This window comes from Streptomyces sp. NPDC052910 (genome assembly GCF_055585605.1).
The window spans coordinates 163,578-179,312 of sequence record NZ_JBVJJR010000006.1; the positions used below are offsets into that span (position 1 = coordinate 163,578).

Genomic DNA, 15,735 nt, shown 5'->3' on the forward strand with positions numbered 1-15,735 from the left:
TCCCGACGGCGGGGCCGTCCGGCCGTGGGAGAGCTGCGGGTCAGCGGGCCGTGCCGCGTCCCAGCTCCCCGGCCCACTGCCGCACCGCGGGGTCGGTGAGACTGCCACCCAGCCAGTCGTGGTCGACATCGACTCCCCTCATGGACGGTACGACCGCGACGTAAAGCCCTGCGGTACGTGCCGCGGCGGCTCCCGTGGCCGAGTCCTCGAAGGCCACGGAACGTTCCGGGGCCACACCCAGCGTCGCGCAGGCCGTGAGGTAGAGCTCCGGCGCGGGTTTGGGGGAACTCACTTCGTCGGCGGCGAACGAGTACGTGAAGCAGTCGGCGAGGCCGGCGGACCGCAGGGCCGTGTCCAGCAGTTCACGCGGGCTGTTACTGGCCACGGCGACGGGCACGGCCGCCGCCAGGCAGGCGTGCACCAGTTCCACGGCACCGGGGAGGGCCGCGGCGCCCCGGGAAAGCCGCTCGCGGACCGCGGCGAGGAGTTCGGCGGCGAACTCGGGCCCGGCTCCCGGGTGTCCGAGGTACCGGGCCATGGCCTCCCCCGCGGCCTCCAGGCTCCGGCCGATGAGGAGAGCCTTCTGTTCGGGACCGAAAGGACGGCCATGCGCCGCGAAGACGGCCGATTCCGCCACGCTCCAGCAGGTCTCGGTGTCGACCAGCAAGCCGTCGCAGTCGAAGACCACCGCTTGGGCACCGGTGGGGAGCGGGTGCACGGGGATGTCCTTTCGCTTCCGGTGACGTGACCGGGTGGGTGCGCGCACGGTTCGAGGACACGGTGTCTCCGTCGCGCCCGCAATGATCACGACGTGACCCTAGGCCGGAGCGCGGGAGAACGTCCATGTTCCTGCCCGGAATCGGGCAGGAACGGCAGCGTTACGGCAGGAGATCGCGTGCGGGGGCGGAAGCCTCGGTGCGGCTGTAACGCACCGGGACCGGCCGGCTTGAGGTGAGTCCCGCCGCGGTCCCGGTCGTTCGTCGGCCGGGACCGCTTCTCCGTCCGCGGTCCGGACGAGTGTCACACTCCAACTTCCCGGCCCCCTGAACGAGGTTATCCGGTCGGGCACCCTCACGACCGGCGCTTCCGCGAACGCGGCAGGAGCCCGGAAGCAGCGCCCTTCGCCCTGCGCGTCCACCGACTTGATCACTTGAGTACCGGAACTGAGTACGAACGCTCAGGTCCGAGCACCCGCCCGGGCCGCAGGATGGCGGCATGACCACACCGCCGTTCACCGGACCCCAGGCCGGCCTCCAGCTCCCCCCGTTCCCCGGCTTCCCGCCGCCCCTGCCGCCGGTCCCGCCCGTGCGGCCGCGGCGGAGGCGGGCGGTGGTGGCCGGGGCCGTCGCCCTGGCCGTGCTGGCCGGTGGTACCGCGGGGGCCTGGTGGCTGACGCGGGACGGTGACGACTCCCCGCTGGCCGGACGGCCGCGGGTGACGGACGGTGCGTCCGGGCTGTCCTACGCCATCCCCGAAGGCTGGGAGCAGGACCGGAAGCAGAAGCTCATCGACGCCTTCACGACGTCGATCGGCAGGAAGAAGCAGGACGGCGACCACCGGATGGCCGTCGTCCTCACCGGCCGCTCCGGCGCCATCCCCCGGGACCGGCTGCGCCTGTGGGCGGAGCGGTCGGCCCGCTCGAACGCCGAGTTCTTCTACCCGGACCGGCCCGTCGCACTGGACGAGTCCCGGCCGACCACCGTGGACGGGCACCCCGCCCACACGGTGGCCCTGCGGGTGGACGCCGAGCAGGACGGGCCGGCCCACCTGCGGATGACCCTCCTGGAGGTGGACGCGACGCGGGCCGCCTTCCTCCTGGGCATCGACCAGCCGGCCGGCGGACCGGCGCAGGAGGAGGTGGACCAGGTACTGGAGAGCACCAGGGTGACGGGGGGACACTCGGATCCTGACACCGGAGCCGACAGCGGAACCGGCACCAGCGGCGGCAGCGGCAGCACCGGAACAGGCACCGGCCACGACCCCGGCCCCGGCACCCGGACGGAGGCACTTCCGCCGCACGGCGGCCGGGACGGGGCCGCCCCGGTGGTACGGGCGGCCGTCGCCGACCGCCGCCGTTTCTGACCCCCGGCGGTCCCCGGCGTGACCGCACCGCTCCCCCAGCGCTCTCTACGCCCCCTCACTCCTCGAAGAACTCCCGCACCACCCGTTCGGCCGCCTCGTCCGCCGCCGCCGCGGGCGACAGCTCGCTCAGGGTGTCCAGATCGGTGTCCTCGCTGAGTTCGGCCTCCCAGGCGGCGGCCAGTTGCTCCTGCCGCTCGCGCGGCTGGCTCTCGACCTTCTTCCGGCTCGCGGGGCTCAGGGCCGCCAGGAAGCGGGGCAGTTCGTCGGCGGGCATACGGGCCTCTCTCGTCGCGGTCGCTCCTCCCCCGCCGCACCCGGGGCGCGCGGGGATTCCTGGTCAGGTGTTCCAGGCCCCGGCCCGGCATCCCTGCCCGGGGCCGCCCGCTCACCCGAACGGCCCCCGCGCCGCGCCCCGGCGCGCCACCGCGCGTCCCCGGCCGCCGCGCGGTGCGCCGTAGCCTGACGGCATGCGCGTCGCCATCGCCCTGTTCACCTCCGACCTGCGGCTGTACGACAACCCGGTGCTGCGGGCGGCCGTGCGCGCCGCCGACGCGACCGTCCCGCTGTTCGTCGTGGACAGCGGCGTCGCCGACGCCGGTTTCGCCGCCCCCAACCGGTCGGCGTTCCTCGCCGACTGCCTGGCCGACCTCGACGAGGGGCTGCGGGCGCGCGGCGGCCGGCTGGTCGTCCGCCGGGGCGACGTGGTCGAGGAGACCTGCCGGGTGGCCGCCGCGACGGACGCGGCGGAGGTGCACGTCGCCGCCGGGGTGAGCGCCTACGCGCACCGCCGCGAGGAGCGGCTGCGGACCGCGCTGGAGGCGGACGGGCGGCGGCTCCGCGTGCATGACGCGGTGGTCACGGTGATGGCCCCGGGCGAGGTGGCGCCCGTCGGGAAGAACCACTTCGCGGTGTTCACGCCGTACTTCCGCCGCTGGTCGGCGCAGGCGCCGCGGGCGGTCGCGGACCCGCCCCGGCGCGTCACCGTGCCGGAGGCGGACGGGCTGCCCGTGCCCTCGGCCGCCGATCTGGGGGCGAGCGGCACGGCACCCGGTCTCCCCAAGGGCGGTGAGCGCGAGGGCCGCCGCCGGCTGACGGCCTGGCTGCGCGGCGGCGTGCACCGCTACGCCGAGCTGCACGACGACCTGGCCGCCGACGCCACCTCCCGCCTCTCCCCCTACCTGCACTTCGGCTGCCTGTCACCGCTCGAAGTGGTGACCCGGGCGCGCGGGGACGCGCCCGGCGCGGAGGCGTTCGTCCGCCAGTTGGCCTGGCGGGACTTCCACCACCAGGTGCTGGCCGCCGTCCCCCGGGCCGCCGCCCGTGACTACCGGACGCGTCACGACATCTGGCGCCGGGACGCCGACGAGTTCGACGCCTGGCGGTCCGGCCACACCGGCTACCCGGTCGTGGACGCGGCGATGCGCCAGCTCGCCCACGAGGGCTGGACGCACAACCGGGCGCGCATGATCGTCGCCTCGTTCCTCACCAAGACCCTGTACCACGACTGGCGGGAGGGCGCCCGGCACTTCCTCCGCCACCTGGTCGACGGCGACCTGGCCAACAACCAGCTCAACTGGCAGTGGATGGCCGGCACCGGCACGGACACCCGCCCCAACCGCGTTCTCAACCCCGTCGTCCAGGGCCGCCGCTTCGACCCCGACGGCGCCTACGTCCGCCGCTGGGTCCCCGAACTGGCCGGCGTCCCCGGGCCCGCCGCGCACGAGCCGTGGAAGCTGCCCGCCGCCGCCCGCTCCCGGCTGCGCTATCCGGAACCGCTCGTCGGCCTCGCCGAGGCCCTGGCCCGCTTCCGGGCGGCACGCGGCCTGGACTGAACCCACGGGACCCCGTCGCGCGGGAAGCGCGCCGCACGAAGATGCACGACCAGGTGTTCCGTGGGTGGATTGGGGCAGGGGCGCGGGAGACCGGCGTGCGTCGCCGCGCCGGTCGCGTACGACTCGGCGGAACGGAGGAGCCTTCTCATGGCCAAGCAGACGGTGGCGGAGCAGTTCGTCGACATTCTGGCGCGGGCCGGGGTGCGGCGGCTCTACGGGGTCGTCGGCGACAGCCTCAACCCGGTCGTGGACGCGGTGCGCCGCAACGCGGCCATCGACTGGGTGCACGTCCGCCACGAGGAGGCCGCCGCGTTCGCCGCGGGCGCGGAGGCCCAGTTGACCGGGAAGCTGGCGGCCTGCGCGGGGTCCTGCGGCCCCGGCAACCTGCACCTGATCAACGGCCTGTACGACGCCCACCGCTCGATGGCCCCGGTGCTCGCGCTGGCCTCGCACATCCCGAGCGGCGAGATCGGCACCGGCTTCTTCCAGGAGACCCACCCGGACCGGCTCTTCCAGGAGTGCAGCCACTACTGCGAGATGGTGTCCACCCCGCAGCAGATGCCGCGGGTGCTGCGCACCGGCATCCAGAACGCGGTCGGGCGCGGCGGCGTAGGCGTCATCGTGCTGCCCGGGGACGTCGCGGGGCAGCCGGCCGCCGCGCCCACCGGGGACCACGCGCTGGTCACCACCCGGCCGTCGGTGCGCCCGGGGGACGCGGAGATCGACGCGCTGGCGCGGATGGTGGACGAGGCCGGGAAGGTGACGCTGTTCTGCGGCGCCGGCACGGCGGGGGCGCACGACGAGGTGATGCGGTTCGCCGAGAAGGTGAAGGCGCCCGTCGGCCACGCGCTGCGCGGCAAGGAGTGGATCCAGTACGACAACCCGTACGACGTCGGCATGAGCGGGCTGCTGGGCTACGGCGCCGCGTACGACGCCACCCACGAGTGCGACCTGCTGATCCTGCTGGGCACCGACTTCCCCTACAACGCCTTCCTGCCGGACGACGTGAAGATCGCCCAAGTGGACGTGCGGCCGGAACACCTGGGCCGGCGGTCCGCGCTGGACCTGGCGGTATGGGGCGACGTGCGCGAGACCCTGCGCTGCCTCACGCCGAAGGTGCAGGTCAAGAGTGGCCGGAAGTTCCTCGACAAGATGCTGAAGAAGCACGCGGACGCCCTGGAGGGCGTCGTCAAGGCGTACACGCGGAAGGTCGAGAAGCACACGCCGATCCACCCGGAGTACGTGGCGTCGATCCTGGACGAGGAGGCGGCCGACGACGCGGTGTTCACCGTCGACACCGGCATGAACAACGTCTGGGCCGCCCGCTACCTCACCCCCAACGGCCGTCGGCGCGTCATCGGCTCGTTCACCCACGGTTCCATGGCCAACGCGCTGCCGCAGGCGATCGGGGCGCAGTTCCTCGACCCGGACCGGCAGGTGGTGTCGATGTCCGGGGACGGCGGGTTCTCCATGCTGATGGGCGACTTCCTGACGCTGGTGCAGTACGGGTTGCCGGTGAAGGTGGTGCTGTTCAACAACTCGTCGCTGGGCATGGTGGAGCTGGAGATGATGGTGGGCGGCCTGCCGTCGTACGGCACGGCCAACCGCAACCCGGACTTCGCGGCGCTCGCCACGGCGGCCGGGGCGTACGGGGTGCGGGTGGAGAAGCCCAAGCACGTGCGGGGCGCGCTGCGGGACGCGTTCCGGCACAAGGGACCGGCGCTGGTGGACATCGTGACCGACCCCAACGCGCTCTCCATGCCCCCGAAGATCAGCGCGGACATGGTGGGCGGATTCGCCCTCTCGGCCGGAAAGATGGTGCTGGACGGGGGCGTGGGCCGGATGGTGCAGATGGCCCGCTCGAACCTGCGCAACATCCCTCGGCCCTGACTCCCGCCTCTCACTCCCGTTCCTGAGTCCCGTCCCGACTCTCCCGGTGACCCGTCCGGCGGCCCGTGCGCATCCGCCGGACGGGCCCGTCCACTACCGCCGTCGCCGCCCGTCGGCGGTCGCTAGCGCCGGGTCAGCCGGGGCCCGCCGGACGCGTCCTCCACCCGGTAGCGGTCGGCCAGCGTCGCGAGGGGTTTTCCCACGCACTCCTCAGGGACCGCGAATTCCGCCGTCTTGCGGTCGTCACCGGGCACCGGGCGGACCCCGACGCGATCGTCTCCCTCCTCCACGATCTCCGCCAGGGCGAGGATGTCCCCGTTCTCGTCGAATACCGCGTGCACGCGCATGAGCGAACCGTCCGTTTCCGTCACGGGGTCACCAGGACGAGGGTGAAGAAGAACTCGGAGTTCCCGGTCGCCCGGAGGGTCAGCCCCCAGAACGGCGGGATCGGGTCGTTGAAGTCCCAGAACGAGAACTCGGACACGTACTCCAGTTGCGCGTTCCGGTCGCTGAACGACGTGTGGTTCACACAGGGCCGGATCCAGGAGGTGCCGGACGGGACTTTGCCGAAGTCGAAGGCGAAATTGTTCTGTTGACCGTTGCCGAGGAACAGCAGGCCGCTGCTCTTGACTTCCAGACCGGCCATGTTCCACCGCCTTTCCCAAATCGCCGAGGGGCAAAGGGGACGCTGTGGGCCCAGCGTGCGCCCGGCCTTCGGCACCCGGGAACGGCCGTGACGCCGACACCACCCGTTCGGCTCCACAGGACGGGACGGCGGTGGCCCGTGTGCCGGGCGGGCACCGTGCTGAGGTGGGGCCGTTCGGCCCATGGCACCACCCCGTACGATCGACCACGATCGATACGAAGCGTGACCGGCACGACCGGCGCGGACGGTGACAGGAGGGGCAGTGGAACAGGCAAGGGTCTTCTCTCCGGAGAAGCCGATCCGGGTGTTCCTCCTGGACGACCACGAGGTCGTCCGGCGGGGCATCCAGGACCTGCTGGACGCCGAGGACGACATCACGGTGGCCGGCGAGGCCGGCACGATCGGCCAGGCCCTCGCCCGGGGTCCCGCGCTGCGGCCCGACGTCGCCGTGCTGGACGTCCGGCTGCCCGACGGCGACGGCATCTCCGTCTGCCGGGAACTGCGCTCGCGGATGCCGGACCTGGCCTGCCTGATGCTCACGTCGTTCGACGACGACGACGCCCTGCTCGACGCCATCATGGCGGGCGCCGCGGGCTACGTACTCAAGCAGATCAAGGGCTCCGACCTGGTCGCGGCGATCCGGACGGTCGCCTCCGGTCAGTCCATGCTCGACCCGGCCACCACCGCCCGGCTGATGAGCAGCCTGCGCGGCGACGAGGGCGCGCACCCGGAGGACGACCGGCTGGCCGGCCTGTCGCCACGCGAGCGCGACATCCTGGCGCTCATCGGCGAAGGCATGACCAACCGGCAGATCGGCCGGCAGCTCTTCCTCTCCGAGAAGACGGTCAAGAACCACATCTCGCGGCTGCTCGCCAAGCTGGGCGTGGAACGCCGCATCCAGGCCGCGGTGATCGCCTCGGAGGCGGCCCGGGCCGGGAGCTGACCCACCGCGGCCCGGGCCGGGAGCCGACCCTCCGTGGCCCGGGCCGGGAGCCGAACCGCCGGTTCACCCCTCCCAGGTCCACTCCTCCACCTCCGGCAGGTCCGTGCCGTGGGCGCGGATCCAGGCGTGGTGGCGGGTCCGGACGTCGGCCATCGCCTGCCGCACCGCGGCGGCGCGGACACCGAGCCCGGGGACGCGGTCGATGACGTCCATGACGAGCCGGTAGCGGTCGAGGTCGTTGCTCACCAGCATGTCGAAGGGCGTCGTCGTGGTGCCGCTCTCCTTGTAGCCGCGAACGTGGAGATTCCGGTGGCCCGCCCGCCGGTAGGCGAGACGGTGGATCAGCCACGGATAGCCGTGGTACGCGAAGACGACGGGCCGGTCGGTGGTGAAGAGGGCGTCGAACTCGTGGTCCGGCATGCCGTGCGGATGCTCACCGTGCGGCATCAGCCGCGCGATGTCCACGACGTTGACCACGCGGACGGCCAGGTCGGGCAGGTGCCGGCGGAGCAGGGAGGCGGCGGCCAGGGTCTCCTCCGTCGGCACGTCCCCGGCGCACGCCAGCACCACGTCGGGCTCCCGCCGGCCGTCCTCCGTACCGGCCCACTCCCACACGCCCGCGCCCCGGGCGCAGTGGGCGCGGGCCTGGTCGAGGGTGAGCCAGTCGAAGCAGGGCTGTTTGCCCGCGACGATCACATTGACGTAGTCGCGGCTGCGCAGGGCGTGGTCGGCGACGGACAGCAGGGTGTTGGCGTCCGGCGGCAGGTACACCCGGACGGCCTCCGGGCTCTTGTTGAGGACGTGGTCGACGAAGCCGGGGTCCTGGTGCGAGAAGCCGTTGTGGTCCTGCCGCCAGACATGGGACGTGAGCAGGTAGTTGAGGGAGGCGATGGGCCGCCGCCACGGCAGCCGCCGGGAGACCCGCAGCCACTTGATGTGCTGGTTGACCATCGAGTCGACGATGTGCGCGAACGCCTCGTAGCAGGAGAACAGCCCGTGCCGCCCGGTGAGGAGGTACCCCTCCAGCCACCCCTGGCAGGTGTGCTCGGAGAGAATCTCCATCACCCGCCCGTGCCGGTCGAGATGCTCGTCGGTCGGGACTGTCTCGGCCTGCCAGGCCTTGCCGGTCGCACCGTAGACCGCCTGGAGCCGGTTGGAGGCGGTCTCGTCGGGACCCACGAGACGGAAGTCGCGACGCTCGGCCGTCGCGGCCATGACGTCGGCGAGCAGGTCGCCGAGCACGGCCGTCGGCTCGTGCCGCCCGGCGCCCGGCCGGTCCACGGCCACCGCGTGCCGCTCCGGCGGCGGGAGGGGCAGGTCGCGCAGGAGCAGCCCGCCGTTGGCGTACGGGGTGGCCCCGAGCCGCCGCGCCCCCTCGGGCACGCACTCCAGCACCCGGGAGACGGGCCGGCCGTCACCGTCGAACAGCTCCTCCGGCCGGTAGGACCGCAGCCACGCCTCCAGTTGCCGCAGGTGCTCGGGGTTGTCCCGGATGCCGGACAGCGGCACCTGATGGGCACGCCAGGTGCCCTCGACAGGCACCCCGTCGACCTCTCCCGGCCCGGTCCACCCCTTGGGCGTGCGCAGCACGATGACGGGCCAGGAGGGCCGGTCGGTGACGCCCTCCTCGCGGGCCGTACGCCGGATGGCGGCGATGTGGTCCAGCGCGGTGTCCATGGCGGCGGCCATGGCCCGGTGCACGGCCGCCGGGTCGTCACCCGTGACGCGCAGGACGTGATGCCCGTACCCGTGCAGCAGCCGATCGAGCTCGTGCTCGGGGAGCCGGGCGAGGACGGTGGGGTTGGCGATCTTGTAGCCGTTGAGGTGCAGGATGGGCAGCACGGCCCCGTCCCGCACCGGATCGAGGAACTTGTTGGAATGCCAGGAGGCGGCCAACGGCCCGGTCTCCGCCTCCCCGTCCCCGACCACGCAGGCCACGAGCAGGTCCGGCCGGTCGAACGCGGCCCCGTAGGCATGCGAGAGGGAGTACCCCAGCTCCCCGCCCTCGTGGATCGACCCCGGCGTCTCGGGCGCGACGTGGCTGGGCACCCCGCCCGGGAACGAGAACTGCCGGAACAGCCGTGCCATCCCGTCCGCGTCCCGGGTGACATCGGGATACGTCTCGCTGTAACTCCCCTCCAGCCACGAGTTGGCCACCACGGCCGGCCCCCCGTGCCCCGGCCCCCACACACAGAGCGCGTCGGTCCCCCGCTCCCTGATCACCCGGTTGAGGTGGGTGTACACGAGATTCAGCCCCGGCGACGTCCCCCAGTGCCCGAGCAACCGCGGCTTGATGTGCTGCGGCCGCAACGGCTCGGTCAGCAGCGGGTTGTCCAGCAGGTAGATCTGCCCGGCCGCCAGATAGTTGGCGGCCCGCCAGTGGGCGTCCAGGGCGGCCAGTTCCTTGTCGTCGATCCCGGCCTGACGGGCGGGCCGCCGCGCATCGTCGACACGTTCCGCGCCTCGGCGCTCCTCGGACCGCTGGGACTTCTCGGGCTCCGGCATGCCTCCACGGTTCCACTTCCCACGGCCGGACGCCATGGGACGCGTGCCGGGCGGGGCCTTCGAACCCCGCTCCGATTGCACGGCCGCCGGTGGGCGCCGCCACCTGTCGGCGGGGCAGGCTGAACCTCCCGGGCGGGCCGGACGGTGGGGGCATCGCACGGGCCGATCTCTTCCGGCCGCAAAGTGACAGCGACGCTTCCACGCCACCGGGGCGGGGAACCGGCATGCTTGGCGGCGGCCACTCGACGACATCGAGGTCGTCGACTCCCGCCGGAGGCCCACCGGACGTTTCCTGGTGGGCCCCGGAAGCCACACTGATCGAGGAGCGGAAAAAACCGAATCAATCAGACCGAACAAGGTCGGAAAGACCGACCAGGTACCGATTGATCCTCAACCCTTCGTGAGCACCATGGAGCACCGACAAAGCGGAACCCGAAGCGCGTCTCGCGACTTCCCTGAATTCATCCCAGGAGACCCGCGACACGACACCGGAGAAGCTGTAGGAGATCTCCACCTCGTCACCCCGCCGCACGGCCGCAATTGAATCCTGGGACTGCGAGGATTCCACGACCGACGCACCAGATGACGCGACTTCCCGGCACAACTGAACGACCATCAGGACGAAGTCGACCACAGGCAAGCCCGGCGCCCTCAGGACAATCTCATTCTCACCGTCGTGAATCACCACATCGACGTTGAAGTAGTGAAACGTCAGGTCATCGGCGGTCAGCGCCTGAGCCGGCCGACCCAAGAGGCCGCCGACACCCCAGGAAGGATCGTCATCTCGGGGAACAAAGCTGAACGCAACCATCAGGCCCCCGGTAAACGAATCTCGGCATTGCGGTCACAAAGTTCCCCGCCCCATCGGCTGACATCCTCATACCGATTTACCCCGTCACATCGACTTCAGCATCTCCGCAGTCCTGGATTTGCCATCTTCCCCGCCTTGCGGTGGCACCCCCAGGCGAATGCTGGGGTGTGGTGATCACGAGCGCGTGGTGTCGGGCGTGCCGTGGGGACGGTGAGGGTTATCGTCCGCCGGTGGCTCTTCCGACCGCCGGGGTGTGGGTCACCGGGCAGCCGCCGGTGGTGCCGGAACCGCCGTTCGTCAGGGGGATGCGCCATTCCAGGAGCGTTCCGCCGTCCGTCGGGGTGGACAGGGTCAGGGTGCCGCCGTGGCGCTCGGCGCGTTCGGCGAGGTTGCGGAGGCCGCTGCGGCGGCCTCCGGTGGAGGGCACGCCCACGCCGTCGTCCGCGACGGTCAGCGCCAGTTCACCGCCCTCGTTGACGACGGCGACGTCGACCGCGCCGGCCGCCGCGTGCCGGGCGACGTTGGCCAGGGCTTCGGCGAGGACGGCGACGGCGTCGTCGGCGGCCTCGCGGGGGACCTGGGTGTCGAGCAGGCCCTCCATCCGGAGGCTGGGGGCGAAGCCGAGGGCGGTGCCGGCCTCGGCGACGGCGCGGACGGCGCGGGTGCGCAGGCCGTGCTGGGGGGCGGTCTCGCGGGAGCGGAGGCCGAAGATGGTGGAGCGGATGATTTTGATGGTCTCGTCGAGGTCGCCGACGGCGCGGCGGACGCGTTCGGCGGCTTCGGGGTGGTCGATGAAGCGGTCGGCGCTCTGCAGGGTCATGCCGGTGGCGAACAGCCGCTGGATGGCGAGGTCGTGGAGGTCGCGGGCGATCCGGTCGCGGTCTTCCAGCAGGGCCAACTGGGCGGTGTCGGCCCGGCGTTCGGCCAGCTCCATCGCCAGTCCGGTCTGGCCGGCGAAGGCCAGCAGCGGTTCGGTCTCCCACTCCGGGAAGTCGCCGGCGGCCGCCGCCCGGACGAGCAGCAGCACGCCGTGTACGACGTCGTCGCCGGAGGTGACGGGTACGGCGAGGGCGGAGCCCGGGCCGGCCGGGCCCGCCGGTACCTCGTCGGCGCGGCCCCGGGCGGGGCGGCCGGCGGTGAACGCGGCGCCGCTCAGGGTGCCTTCGAGGGGCAGGACCAGGTGCCGGAGCGCGTCGGCCGCCGCGCCGGTGGCCGCCTCGACGGTCAGGGCGCCGTCCCCGGCCTCGGGCAGGGAGAACACCGCGAGGGCGGATCCCGTGATCTCGCGGGCGAGTTCGGTGATGCGGGCGGTGACCTCGGCGCGCGGCCGGTCGGACATCAGGGCGGTGGTCACCTCGGCGCCGGCCCGCAGCCACCGCTCGCGCCGGGTGGACTCCTCGTACAGCCGCGCGTTCTCGATGGCGATGCCGGCGGCGACGGCGAGGGTGGCCAGCACCTCCTCGTCCTCGTCCTCGAAGTCCGCTCCCCCGCGCTTCTCCGTGAGGTACAGGTTGCCGAAGACGTGGTCGCGGACCCGGATGGGCACGCCGAGGAAGGTGTTCATCGGCGGGTGGCCGGGCGGGAAGCCGTACGAGGCGGGGTGGTCGCAGATCTTCGGCAGCCGCAGCGGTTCCGGACGGCGGATCAGTTCGCCCAGAATGCCGTGGCCGCAGGGGTACGGGCCGATGGCCGCGATCTCCTCGTCGGTGAGTCCGACGGTGAGGAACTGGGACAGCCGCCGGCCGTCGGGACCGATGACGCCAAGGGCGCCGTACCGTGCGTCGACCAGCACCACGGCCGCCTCGATGATGCCGCGCAGCACCTGTTCGAGGTCCAGGCCGCGGCCGACCGACAGCACGGCCTCCAGCAGTTTGTGCACGCGGTCGCGGGTGCCGCGGGCGGCGTCGAGCCGGGCCTGGACCTCGTCCAGCAGTTCGTCCAGTCTGAGCTGCGGCAGCCGTACCGCCGCCGACCCGGTGTTCTCCACGCCTCTCCTCGCCTCTCCCGGGCTCGCCGCCGCCCTGCCGACCGGGGGGCCGGAAGCGGCCCTTGACGGCCGGTCGGCCCTGTTCAGACCCCCGCACACCGTATCGCCGTGTCCTCGGGTGGGGCCGACCGGCCCCTGTCCGGGGCCGCCGCGGCCTCGTTGAATGGACGCGACGGGTCCGCCGCCGAGTGGCGCGGCGGCGGGCCCGCTCCGCCCTGCCCGGCGGCCCGTCGTCCCGCCGGGGAGGGCGGGCCCGCCGGCGCGGGAGCCTCGTGCCCAGGGACCAGGAGGGACAGCCATGACGGATACCGCGTTCGACCGGGCGGCCGACGGGGACGTCCGGGACCCGGACCGGGCGGCGGGACCGCCGGACCGGGCTCCCGGGGATGCCGCCGGGGCCTCCCGGCGCGGCGCCGGTGCCGGCCGGGCCTTCGCCTGGCTGCTGGTCGTCGCCGGGACGCTGGGGCTGCTCGCCTCCTTCCAGATCACCGTCGACAAGATCCGGCTGGCGGAGAACCCGGGTTTCCGGCCCGCGTGCAGCCTCAACACCGTGGTGTCGTGCACCCCTGTGATGCTGAGCGACCAGGCGTCGGTGTTCGGCTTTCCCAACCCGCTGATCGGCCTGGCCGCCTACGCGGTCGTCGTCGCTCTCGGTGTCGTGCTGCTGACCGGAGCCCGCCTGCCGCGCTGGTGCTGGCTGACGTTCCATCTGGGGACGCTGGCCGGGGCGGTGTTCTGCATGTGGCTGATGTCGCAGGCGCTCTACGCGATCGGGGCGCTGTGCCTGTGGTGCTGTCTGGCGTGGGCCGTGACGATCGCCCTGTTCTGGTACACGACCGCGCACAACCTCCGGCACCGGTTCCTGCCCGCGCCGCGTGCGCTGGTCCTGGGGGTGCTGGAGTTCCACTGGGCCGTGCCCGCCGTCTGGTACGGGCTGATCGCGCTGCTCGTGGTGGGGCGGTTCTGGGCTCCTTGGTGAGCCTGTGGGGCCGGGCGGCCCGGGTGGGGGCAACCGGGACGGGCTCTGTGACCGCGCCGGGACAGGCCCTGGTGGGCGCGCCGGGACAGGCCCGAGTGGGCCCGCGGGAGCGGCTCCCGGTGAGCCCGCGAGAACGGCTCCCGGTGGGCGCGCCGGCGCGGAGAGGGCCGTTCGGCCCTCCTCCGGGCCCCGCCCGGCCCCTGCTCCGGCCCCCGGCCGCCGCCGATCATGAACGAGGCCGGACGGGCCCGTGACCCCCACGGCGCAACCCCTCCGGTCCGCGAAGAACTTCGGCAGATGCGGAGCAGGTGTGCCAGTGGACGGCGTCGGGATGCGGAGCGGCGAGAAACCCCTGACGGAGCGCCCCACCGGGGAGGCGACCGTGGGTCACCGGCCGAGGAGTTCACCCGTCGAGTGGCTGACGACCACCGACCACAAGCGGATCGGGACGCTCTACCTCGTCTCCGCGTTCGTCTTCTTCATCGTCGGCGGGGTGCTGGCGCTGCTGATGCGCGCCGAACTGGCCCGCCCCGGCTCGCAGATCATGTCGAACGAGCAGTTCAACCAGGCGTTCACCATGCACGGCTCGATCATGCTGCTGCTGTTCGCGATGCCGCTGTTCACCGGCTTCGCGAACTGGATCATGCCGTTGCAGATCGGCGCGCCCGACGTGGCGTTCCCGCGGCTGAACATGCTGTCGTTCTGGCTGTTCCTCTTCGGCTCGCTGATCGCCGCCGCCGGCTTCCTCACCCCGCAGGGCGCCGCCGACTTCGGCTGGTTCGCCTATACGCCGCTGTCCGACTCCCAGCACTCGCCCGGCCTCGGCGCCGACCTGTGGATCATGGGCGTGGCCCTGTCCGGCTTCGGCAGCATCCTCGGTGCCGTCAACTTCATCACCACCATCATCTGCATGCGCGCACCCGGCATGACGATGTTCCGGATGCCGATCTTCACCTGGAACGTCCTGCTCACCGCCCTGCTGATCCTGCTGGTGTTCCCGGTGCTGGCCGCCGCGCTGTTCGCGCTGGAGATGGACCGGAAGTTCGGCTCGCACATCTTCGACGCGGCCAACGGCGGCGCGCTGCTGTGGCAGCACCTGTTCTGGTTCTTCGGCCACCCCGAGGTGTACGTCCTGGCGCTGCCGTTCTTCGGCATCGTCTCCGAGATCATCCCGGTCTTCTCCCGCAAGCCGATGTTCGGTTACTGGGGTCTCATCGCGGCGACCGTCTCCATCGCCGGTCTCTCGGTGACGGTGTGGGCGCACCACATGTACGTGACGGGCGGCGTGCTGCTGCCGTTCTTCTCCTTCATGACCTTCCTGATCGCGGTCCCGACCGGGGTGAAGTTCTTCAACTGGATCGGCACCATGTGGAAGGGCTCACTCTCCTTCGAGACACCGATGCTCTGGGCCACCGGCTTCCTGATGACGTTCGTCTTCGGCGGTCTGACGGGTGTCCTGCTGGCCGCGCCGCCGCTCGACTTCCACGTCTCGGACTCGTACTTCGTCGTCGCGCACTTCCACTACACGCTGTTCGGCACGGTGGTGTACGCGATGTTCGCCGGGTTCCACTTCTGGTGGCCTAAGTTCACCGGCAAGATGCTGGACGAGCGGCTCGGCAAGGTCACGTTCTGGACGCTCACGGTGGGCTTCCACCTGACGTTCCTCGTCCAGCACTGGCTGGGTGCGGAGGGCATGCCCCGCCGGTACGCCGACTACCTGGCGGCCGACGGCTGGACGGCGCTCAACACCCTGTCCACGGTGGGTTCCTTCCTCCTCGGGCTGTCGTTCCTGCCGTTCTTCTACAACATCTGGAAGACCGCCAAGTACGGCAAGAGGGTCGAGGTCGACGACCCGTGGGGCTGGGGCCGCTCCCTCGAGTGGGCGACCTCCTGCCCGCCGCCGCGGCACAACTTCCCCTCCCTGCCGAAGATCCGTTCCGAATCCCCGGCGCTCGACCTGCACCGCCCGGGCCTGGAGTCGGGCGACGCCCGGACGGCGGCGGAGCGCGAGCGGGCGGTGACGCCGGCGGGCTGACGGGCTCACGGGCGGCGACCGGCCG

General features: G+C 72.3%; 13 protein-coding genes. 6 read left to right on the forward strand and 7 right to left on the reverse strand.

What is annotated here, in order from left to right; translation table 11 throughout:
- Positions 1-40: 40 nt before the first annotated feature.
- Positions 41-718 (reverse strand): HAD family hydrolase, encoded by a 678-nt coding sequence (locus tag ACZ6X9_RS22540; protein ID WP_469779780.1) that lies wholly within the window; start codon positions 716-718, stop codon positions 41-43.
- 497 nt (positions 719-1,215) lie between these two features.
- On the opposite strand from ACZ6X9_RS22540, the gene ACZ6X9_RS22545 reads away from it, so the two are divergent.
- Positions 1,216-2,082 carry a hypothetical protein gene (locus ACZ6X9_RS22545; protein WP_469779781.1) on the forward strand — a complete coding sequence of 289 codons (867 nt, stop codon included), beginning with the start codon at positions 1,216-1,218 and terminating at the stop codon, positions 2,080-2,082.
- A gap of 55 nt (positions 2,083-2,137) precedes the next feature.
- Here the strand turns inward: ACZ6X9_RS22545 and ACZ6X9_RS22550 are convergent, their stop codons facing one another.
- The gene (locus ACZ6X9_RS22550) at positions 2,138-2,356 is read right to left on the reverse strand and encodes a hypothetical protein (RefSeq protein ID WP_004941996.1); all 219 of its coding nucleotides are present in this window, start codon (positions 2,354-2,356) and stop codon (positions 2,138-2,140) included.
- A 193-nt stretch (positions 2,357-2,549) separates the two neighbouring features.
- On the opposite strand from ACZ6X9_RS22550, the gene ACZ6X9_RS22555 reads away from it, so the two are divergent.
- The gene (locus ACZ6X9_RS22555; RefSeq protein ID WP_469779782.1) at positions 2,550-3,914 is read left to right on the forward strand and encodes a cryptochrome/photolyase family protein; all 1,365 of its coding nucleotides are present in this window, start codon (positions 2,550-2,552) and stop codon (positions 3,912-3,914) included.
- 147 nt (positions 3,915-4,061) lie between these two features.
- Positions 4,062-5,804 carry a pyruvate dehydrogenase gene (locus ACZ6X9_RS22560; protein ID WP_469779783.1) on the forward strand — a complete coding sequence of 581 codons (1,743 nt, stop codon included), beginning with the start codon at positions 4,062-4,064 and terminating at the stop codon, positions 5,802-5,804.
- Between the two features lie 122 nt (positions 5,805-5,926).
- On the opposite strand, the gene ACZ6X9_RS22565 is transcribed toward ACZ6X9_RS22560, so the two are convergent.
- Together ACZ6X9_RS22565 and ACZ6X9_RS22570 are read right to left on the reverse strand one after the other, a co-directional pair.
- Positions 5,927-6,151, reverse strand: coding sequence for a hypothetical protein (locus tag ACZ6X9_RS22565; RefSeq protein ID WP_469779784.1), 225 nt, complete (start codon positions 6,149-6,151; stop codon positions 5,927-5,929).
- Between the two features lie 20 nt (positions 6,152-6,171).
- On the reverse strand, positions 6,172-6,450 hold the full coding sequence (locus tag ACZ6X9_RS22570) for a hypothetical protein (protein ID WP_469779785.1): 279 nt from the start codon (positions 6,448-6,450) through the stop codon (positions 6,172-6,174).
- Between the two features lie 262 nt (positions 6,451-6,712).
- On the opposite strand from ACZ6X9_RS22570, the gene ACZ6X9_RS22575 reads away from it, so the two are divergent.
- Positions 6,713-7,393 carry a response regulator gene (locus tag ACZ6X9_RS22575; RefSeq protein ID WP_436782766.1) on the forward strand — a complete coding sequence of 227 codons (681 nt, stop codon included), beginning with the start codon at positions 6,713-6,715 and terminating at the stop codon, positions 7,391-7,393.
- Between the two features lie 63 nt (positions 7,394-7,456).
- On the opposite strand, the gene ACZ6X9_RS22580 is transcribed toward ACZ6X9_RS22575, so the two are convergent.
- The 3 genes from ACZ6X9_RS22580 to ACZ6X9_RS22590 all read right to left on the reverse strand — a co-directional run bounded on the left by ACZ6X9_RS22580 (position 7,457) and on the right by ACZ6X9_RS22590 (position 12,696).
- Positions 7,457-9,898 (reverse strand): phosphoketolase family protein, encoded by a 2,442-nt coding sequence (locus ACZ6X9_RS22580; protein ID WP_469779786.1) that lies wholly within the window; start codon positions 9,896-9,898, stop codon positions 7,457-7,459.
- A 340-nt stretch (positions 9,899-10,238) separates the two neighbouring features.
- Positions 10,239-10,709 (reverse strand): hypothetical protein, encoded by a 471-nt coding sequence (locus ACZ6X9_RS22585; protein ID WP_469779787.1) that lies wholly within the window; start codon positions 10,707-10,709, stop codon positions 10,239-10,241.
- Between the two features lie 217 nt (positions 10,710-10,926).
- Positions 10,927-12,696, reverse strand: a complete 1,770-nt coding sequence (locus ACZ6X9_RS22590) for a sensor histidine kinase (protein WP_469779788.1) — start codon at positions 12,694-12,696, stop codon at positions 10,927-10,929.
- 298 nt (positions 12,697-12,994) lie between these two features.
- Between ACZ6X9_RS22590 and ACZ6X9_RS22595 the strand changes: the two genes are divergently transcribed.
- Both ACZ6X9_RS22595 and ctaD read left to right on the forward strand, forming a co-directional pair.
- Positions 12,995-13,675 carry a vitamin K epoxide reductase family protein gene (locus tag ACZ6X9_RS22595; protein WP_469779789.1) on the forward strand — a complete coding sequence of 227 codons (681 nt, stop codon included), beginning with the start codon at positions 12,995-12,997 and terminating at the stop codon, positions 13,673-13,675.
- Between the two features lie 331 nt (positions 13,676-14,006).
- Entirely contained in the window at positions 14,007-15,710 is a 1,704-nt protein-coding gene (gene ctaD / locus ACZ6X9_RS22600) for an aa3-type cytochrome oxidase subunit I (RefSeq protein ID WP_469780062.1), read from the forward strand.
- Positions 15,711-15,735 lie beyond the last annotated feature (25 nt).